Raw genomic sequence first — 2,038 nt, forward strand, 5'->3', positions numbered from 1 at the left:
CAGGCCGGCTTCCTTCAGCGCCTCGTAGCAGCCGATGGCCGTGCGGTCGTTCTGGCAGAAGATCGCAGTCGGACGATCTTTGAGCGCGAGCAGCTTGACGGTCGCGGCATAGCCGGCGCTCGCCGACCAGTCGCCCTCGACCACCAGTTCCGGATCGAAGGGGATGTCGGCGGTGGCTAAAGCACGGCGATAGCCTTTCAGCCTGTCCTGAGYCGCCTGCATCCAGGGCTCGCCGGTGATGGTGGCGATGCGGCGGTGGCCATGGCTGATGAGATGCCGGGTCGAGCTCTGGCCACCGGCGATCTCGGAGGGCACGACAGCCGGGAAAGCATAATCGGCAGTGTAGCAGTTGAGCAGGATGACCGGGATGTCGAGGCTGTAGAGGAAGTCGGGCGCCGTGATCTCGCGGGTGAAGATGGTCATGTAGATCAGCGCCGAGATGCCGCGACGGGTGAGCGCCTGGATGGCACGCGGCTCCATCACCGCATCGCCCATGGTCTGCGCCACAAGCAGCACGTTGCCGGCATTCCAGGAAGCCTGGCGGGCGCCCTCGATGGCGACCACCGCTTCCGGGCTGGTGGCGAGCTGGTCGACGGCAAAGCCGATGACACCGTCCAGCCCGTCGAACGGCGTCACCGGCGGACGCAGAGCGGAAAAGACGGGCGGCGAATAGCCGAGCGCCCGCGCCGCCTCGATCACACGGTCGCGAGTCTGCTGCGACAGCCTGATGCCGGGCGAATTGTTGAGCACGAAGGAAACCGTCGCCTGCGAGCAGCCGGCCGCCCGCGCGATGTCGGTCATGGTGACGCGACCCTTGGGCTTGGCGGTGCGCCGCCTGGAAGTTTCCGGGGGATCGCGCAGTTCCGTCGGTTCGCTCATGGTCGTTTCCCAATCCCCGCAGGCCCTTAAGCAAAGGCCGGCGGCAACCGCAAGATGGTCAAGCCCAGCGCATTTATTGGAAACGCGCCTGAGCTAATAACTATTATCAGACGCAACATCTTCCTCGCCAGCCGCTCCGTCTGTCAACGAAAAACGACCGGACGCCAATGGAAAAACCAACAAATTCCCAAGAATTCCCGTGCTGGCGGCGGATCTGTCGCCGCAGCTTTCTCTCCCGTGGCGGGCGGTCCCGGCAGCAGCCTCCGTCGCCACGGACGCGTCGGTTCCGACCCATTACTAATACTCTTTACTAATAGCTGTAAGCGTCCTAATGTCAACGCGCTGCGATCGGTCCGGGGCTTCCGGCCGATGGCGGCAAGTGGGACGGGCACGTATCAGCTGGCCGGCAAGCCGCCGGAAGAGGGCTGCCTTATTCTCACGAAAATGTCAGACAAATCGGACTATTTACGAAATGGCAAATCTGTGTCTAGTGTCTTGGTCGCGGCTGGATCGRCGTTGTTCTTAAGTTGCCAGACCTTGGGCAGCCCCTTGAGGAGGAGGGCGTCCAGGCCGCAGCCGAGACATCAGCGATGAGTTTCAAAGGGAGGTTGAAGCATGAAATCCATGATCCGTAATGCATCCGTCGCCGCGGCAGCCCTGCTGCTCGGCCTGTCGGCGAGCGCAACCGTGCGCGCCGACGACAAGCCGACGCTGGCCTTCGTCGTCAACGGCGCGTCAGACTTCTGGAAGGCGGCGGAAGCCGGCGTGAAGAAGGCGCAGGGCGAACTGCCCGACTACAATCTCGAGCTCAAATATCCCGAGCAGTCGTCGGTCGCCATCCAGCAGCGCCTGATGGACGACCTGGTGACAGYCGGCGTGAAGGCCATCATGGTTTCCGCGGTCGATCCCAAGACTTCGACCGACGGGCTGAACAAGATTGCGTCCGAGACGGCCCTGTTCACCACCGACAGYGACGCCCCGCAGACCAAGCGCGTCGCCTATATCGGCTCGTCCAACGTCGATGCCGGCAAGCAGGCGRCCGAGATCRCCAAGAAGGCCATGCCTAACGGCGGCAAATGCCTGGGCTTCGTCGGCCTGCTCGGCGCCGACAACGCCAAGGAACGCATCCAGGGCATGAAGGACGGACTTGCCGGCACCA

At 63.4% G+C, this 2,038-nt stretch carries 2 protein-coding genes; one reads left to right on the plus strand and one right to left on the minus strand.

All coding sequences use genetic code 11. From position 1 onward, the window contains the following. A partial coding sequence (locus tag ORS3428_RS08385) for a LacI family DNA-binding transcriptional regulator (RefSeq protein ID WP_083355056.1) occupies positions 1-879 on the minus strand: 879 nt, incomplete at its 3' end. 615 nt (positions 880-1,494) lie between these two features. Here ORS3428_RS08385 and ORS3428_RS08390 point away from each other — a divergent pair. After that, positions 1,495-2,038: substrate-binding domain-containing protein (locus ORS3428_RS08390; protein WP_157895939.1), on the plus strand; the 544-nt coding region annotated here is incomplete at its 3' end.

It is taken from the genome of Mesorhizobium sp. ORS 3428, assembly GCF_001854785.1.
In the GTDB taxonomy this organism is placed as follows: Bacteria; Pseudomonadota; Alphaproteobacteria; order Rhizobiales; family Rhizobiaceae; genus Mesorhizobium.